This window comes from Streptomyces sp. NRRL B-24572 (assembly GCF_002156145.1).
GTDB classification, from domain to species: Bacteria; Actinomycetota; Actinomycetes; order Streptomycetales; family Streptomycetaceae; genus Streptomyces; species Streptomyces vietnamensis.
The window spans coordinates 1-5,063 of the sequence record NZ_MWIG01000393.1 but is presented as its reverse complement, the minus strand read 5'-3'; the positions used below and the strand labels follow the sequence as shown (position 1 = coordinate 5,063).

Here is a 5,063-nt window from a genome sequence, read left to right as displayed (position 1 = left end):
TCGAGGAGGCCATCGGCCTGCGCAACCACGTCATCGAGCAGATGGACATCGCCTCCTCCACCCGCGACCCCGCGATCCGCGACGCCGCCCTCACCTTCGTCTTCGTCGGCGGCGGCTACGCGGGCGTGGAGGCCCTCGCCGAGCTGGAGGACATGGCCCGCTACGCCACGCGGTACTACCACAACGTCAAGCCCGAGGACCTGCGCTGGGTCCTCGTCGAGGCCTCCGGCCGGATCCTCCCCGAGGTCGGCGAGGAGATGGGCCGGTACACCATCCGCGAGCTGCGCGGCCGGAACATCGACGTGCGCCTGGAGACCCGCCTGGAGTCCTGCGAGGACCGGGTCGCCGTCCTCAGCGACGGCACCCGCCTGCCCACCCGTACCGTCGTCTGGACCGCCGGCGTGAAGCCCGCACCCGTCCTCGCCGCCACCGACCTGCCGCTGAACGAGCGAGGCAGGCTCCGCTGCACCGCCCAGCTCGCCGTCGAGGGCACCGCGCACGCGTGGGCGGCCGGCGACGCCGCCGCCGTCCCCGACGTCACGGCGAAGGAGCCGGACAAGGAGTGCGCGCCCAACGCCCAGCACGCCGTCCGCCAGGCCAAGGTCCTCGCCGAGAACATCGCGGCCTCCCTCCGCGGACAGCCGCTCAAGGAGTACGAGCACGCGTACGTGGGCTCCGTCGCCTCCCTCGGCCTCCACAAGGGAGTGGCCCACGTCTACGGACGCAAACTCAAGGGATACCCGGCCTGGTTCATGCACCGCGCCTACCACCTCAGCCGCGTCCCCACCTTCAACCGCAAGGCCCGGGTCCTCGCCGAATGGACCCTGTCCGGCCTGTTCAAACGGGAGATCGTCTCCCTCGGCTCCCTTGAACACCCCCGGGCCGAATTCGAACTCGCCGCAGCTCCACCCCCCGGCGACGGCGACAAGCCGCAGTCCTGACATCACTGTCAGTGCACTCGTCCACACTGGACGTGTGACCATAGGTGGGCTCACACCTGCACAGCGTGACTCTGCACGGCACCGACACCACGAGGCATACAGATCCGTGAACTTCACCCGTTGGAGCGCCCGGCTCCCCGGCACGCAGCGCCGCGCGGCGCGGGGGACCGAAGGCTCCGTGCCCGCCGCCCGCGGTGAGTGCGGTCAGCAGTTGGAGCACCTCGCAGCAGAGGATGCCGACATCCCCGCCCTGGAGGACTTCTCCGTACGGGAGCTGCTCGGCCGGCTCCCCGGCCTCGTCGCCCTCGTGTACGGCCCGGAGCACCGCATCGCGTACGTGAACGACGCGTACGCCGCCGCGTTCGGCCCGCGCCCCGCCGGCGCCACCGTCGCCGACACCTGCCCGGAGGCCGAGGAGCTCGGCCTGCTGCCCCTCATGGACCAGGTGCTGCGCAGCGGAAAGCCCCGCACGGTCAAGTCCCGGCGGACCAAGGACGGCGGCTCGTACACGGTCACGTGCCTGCCCGTCGACAGCCCCCGCCTCGACGGCGGCGGCGTCCTCGTCCACGCCGCCGACGTCACCGACCACGCCGAGGCCGCCGAGCGGCTCCGCGCCAGCGAGCGCCGGCACCGCGAGACCGCCGTCACCCTCCAGCGCTCCCTGCTCCCGCAGGAACTGGAGCAGCCCGACGACCTGCGGATCGCCGCCACCTACCAGCCCGGCGTCGCGGACGCGGCCGTCGGCGGCGACTGGTACGACGTGATCACCCTCGGCGCCGGCCGCACCGCGCTCGTCATCGGCGACGTGATGGGCCGGGGCGTCCGCGCCGCCGCCGTCATGGGCCAGCTCCGCACCGCCGTCCGGGCCTACGCGCGCCTGGACCTGCCCCCGCACGAGGTCCTCCAGCTCCTCGACGGCCTCGCCGCCGAGATCGACGCCAGCCAGATCGCCACCTGTGTGTACGCGATCCACGACCCCAGCGAGGGCAAGCTGGTGTACGCCTCCGCAGGCCACCTCCCGATCCTCGTACGGGACGAGGACGGCACGGTCCGCCGCGCCGAGGACCCGACGGGACCGCCGCTCGGCACCGGCGGCTGGCTGCACGCCTCCGGCTCCATCGCCCTGCCGCCCGGCTCCACCGCCGTCCTCTACACGGACGGCCTGGTCGAGCGCCGCCGCGAGGACATCGACGAGGGCGTCGCCGCCCTGGCCCGCGCCCTGGCCGGCGCGGCCGGCACCCCGCAGGTGGTCTGCGACCGGCTGCTCCGCGCCCTCGGGGTGACCGCCGAGCACGACGACGACGTCGCCGTCCTGGTCGTCCAGCACCCCTCACGCAAGGGCGCGGACGCCGAGCTCTTCCACAACGCCGCCCTGGAGCTGCTCGGCGGCGTGGAGGCGGCCCCCCGCGCGCGTGCGTTCGCCTCCGGAGTCCTCTCCTCCTGGCGCTTCCCGGTGGAGCTCCGCGACCTGGGCGTCCTCGCCACCAGCGAGCTCGTGGCGAACTCCCTCCAGCACGGCACCCCGCCCATGCGCCTGCGGCTGCGCCGCACCGACCGCCGCCTGATCATCGAGGTCACGGACGGCGACGACCACCTGCCGCGCCGCCGCAGGGCGGAAACGGAGGACGAGGCGGGTCGCGGAATCTCGATCATCGCGACGATCGCCTCGTCCTGGGGAAGCCGCCGCACACCGGGCGGCGGCAAAGCGGTCTGGTGCGAGTTCGCCCTGCCCGACTAGGCGGCGGCCGTCTCGCGGGCCGGCTCGTGCCGAGCGACCACCTTCGAGGGCTTGAGGGCCAGAGAAGGCTGGTCCTGCTCGGGAGTGAGCCGCTTGCCCAGACGCAGGGCCAGGAACGTGATCCCCAGCGAGAACAGCACGAAGGTCACGATGTACGGACCGTGCAGCGCGGCCCCCATGGGCCCGCCCACGGCCGGACCGACGGCCAGCGCCAGCTGCTTCATCAGGGCGAAGGCCGAGTTGTACGACCCGACCATCGACTCCGGCGCCAGATCGGCCACCAGCGGCGCCACGGTCGGCGACAGCATCGCCTCACCGAGCCCGAAGAGGGCGTACGTGGAGACGAAGGCCGCCGTCGCCATGGCCTGGCTGCCGTGCCCGAGACCCGCGTACCCGGCGATGAGCCACGCCACGGTCCAGATCAGACCCACGGCCGCGATCACCCGCGTCCGCTTCCGGCGCTCGACGAACCGCAGCACCAGGAACTGGGCCACCACGATCACCGCCGTGTTGGCGGCCAGCGCGAGCCCGAGCGCCGACGGCTGGATGCCGGCGGCCTCGGTGCCGTACGCGGCGAGACCCGACTCGAACTGCCCGTAGCAGGCGAAGAACAGCACGAACCCGAGGACACACAGCTGCACCATCGCCTTGTGCCCGAGCAGCGCGCGGACACCGCCGCCCTTGCCGCCCTCGGAGGGACGGGCGCCCTGGAGCGCGGGCGAACCCGGCATCCGGACCGTCCCGACGATCGCGGCGAGCACGAGGAACATCGCCGCCTCGATCGAGAACAGCAGGATGAAACTGCCCGGCCGGCTCGTGTCGACGAGCAGACCGCCGATCAGACCGCCGATACCGAGCCCCAGGTTCTGCAGGAAGAACTGCATCGCGAAGGCCCGCGTACGACCGGCCTGCGAGGAGCACCAGACGATCATCGTGGCGAGGGCCGGCTGGAGCACCGCCGTACCGGCACCGAGCAGCGCCGCGGCCCCCACGGCCGCAGGCACGCTGGAGGCGAAGCCCATCCCCACCGCACCCACGGCGGCGACGACCGAGGCCACCAGGAGCACGGGCACGGGCCCACGCCGGTCGACGGCCCGCCCGCTGAAGGGCAGCACCACCAGTGCGGCCATGGCGAAGACGGCCAGCACGACGCCCGCCGTCGCAGCGCCCAGATCCCGCACCTGCGCCACGTACACATAGAGGTACGGCACGGTGAAGCCGAGTCCGAACGCGCTCAGCGCGCTGCCTGCCTGAATGCGGCGCATCGCTGCGCCCCTCGCCTTGGTCACACTCACCCACTTCGGTCGCGGGTTCAGAGCTGTACGCCTGAACCCTGAAGACTTCAACACTAAAGTTAACGCCTTAACAGTACACACCGAAGGACTTCAACGCCAACGAGGCCCGTGGGATACTCACCGCATGTCCGACACCGCTCCCCAGGAGCCGAGCCTCGACGAGCAGATCGCCGCGTATCAGCGCGAGTACCGCGACCTCGACCCGCAGGTGGAGAAGGTCGTCTCCGCCCTCGGCCGGCTGAACCGCCGGATGAACGTGGCGTACGGCCGCCAGCTCTCCGACCTCGGCATCAGCAACGCGGAGTGGGAGGTCCTCAAGACCCTCGTCCTCGCCGGTGCCCCCTATCGCCTCGGCCCCGGCGAACTGGCCAAGCGTCTCGGCCTCACCCCGGCGGCGATGACCCACCGCATCGACCGCATGGCCGGCGAGGGCCTGGTCACCCGCGACCGCGACGAGAACAACCGCGTCCGCGTGATCGTCGAGCTCACCGACGAGGGCCGCTCGAAGTGGCTGGAGGCCATGCGCATGGCCACCTACTTCGAGGAGGACCTCCTCCAGGACCTCACGACGGAGGAGAAGGGCGTCCTCGGCGATGTCCTCATCCGCCTCCTCCGCCGCGTGGAGCTCACCCAGCCGGACGCCGGCGGCCGCCTGACGGACCTGGACTGACGCCATCGGACGGGGGTTGACACGCCCCTCCTGGATGCGTAGTGTTCTCCGAGTTGTCACGGAGCCGGAACGGTTCTTCGACGACCACTCCCGCCGCAGATGCGGCACCTCTACTCAGCACGAACTCCCCACCGGGACGAATTTCGGCATGCCGAAATTCATTTCGAATGACTCGATTATGAGTCGCCGGGGAAACCCGCTAGAGTTTGAGACGTCGGAACGGCCCAACAGCCGGAAAGACAAACCCCCCTGACTGGGAATCAGACGCCGAAAGGATCTGATAGAGTCGGAAACGCCGGAAGGGCCCGGAGCGAAAGCGAAAGGGACCGGAAAGCACCGAGGAAATCGGATCGGAAAGATCTGATAGAGTCGGAAACGAAGGAAGCGCCCGGAGGGCCCGGAAACGGGAACGAAGGAAG

At 71.1% G+C, this 5,063-nt stretch carries 4 protein-coding genes; 3 read left to right on the top strand and 1 reads right to left on the bottom strand.

What is annotated here, in order from left to right; genetic code table 11:
* Together CCN56_RS23125 and CCN56_RS23120 are read left to right on the top strand one after the other, a co-directional pair.
* Nucleotides 1-941: NAD(P)/FAD-dependent oxidoreductase (locus CCN56_RS23125; RefSeq protein ID WP_086829627.1), on the top strand; the 941-nt coding region annotated here is incomplete at its 5' end.
* A gap of 106 nt (nucleotides 942-1,047) precedes the next feature.
* Nucleotides 1,048-2,679 (top strand): SpoIIE family protein phosphatase, encoded by a 1,632-nt coding sequence (locus tag CCN56_RS23120; RefSeq protein ID WP_086829625.1) that lies wholly within the window; start codon nucleotides 1,048-1,050, stop codon nucleotides 2,677-2,679.
* Here the strand turns inward: CCN56_RS23120 and CCN56_RS23115 are convergent.
* The gene (locus tag CCN56_RS23115) at nucleotides 2,676-3,944 is read right to left on the bottom strand and encodes an MFS transporter (protein WP_086829622.1); all 1,269 of its coding nucleotides are present in this window, start codon (nucleotides 3,942-3,944) and stop codon (nucleotides 2,676-2,678) included. The two genes, CCN56_RS23120 and CCN56_RS23115, sit on opposite strands and share 4 nt — an antisense overlap.
* Before the next feature lie 154 nt (nucleotides 3,945-4,098).
* Here CCN56_RS23115 and CCN56_RS23110 point away from each other — a divergent pair, with 154 nt between their 5' ends.
* Entirely contained in the window at nucleotides 4,099-4,644 is a 546-nt protein-coding gene (locus tag CCN56_RS23110; RefSeq protein ID WP_086829620.1) for a MarR family winged helix-turn-helix transcriptional regulator, read from the top strand.
* The last annotated feature ends 419 nt before the right edge of the window (nucleotides 4,645-5,063 follow it).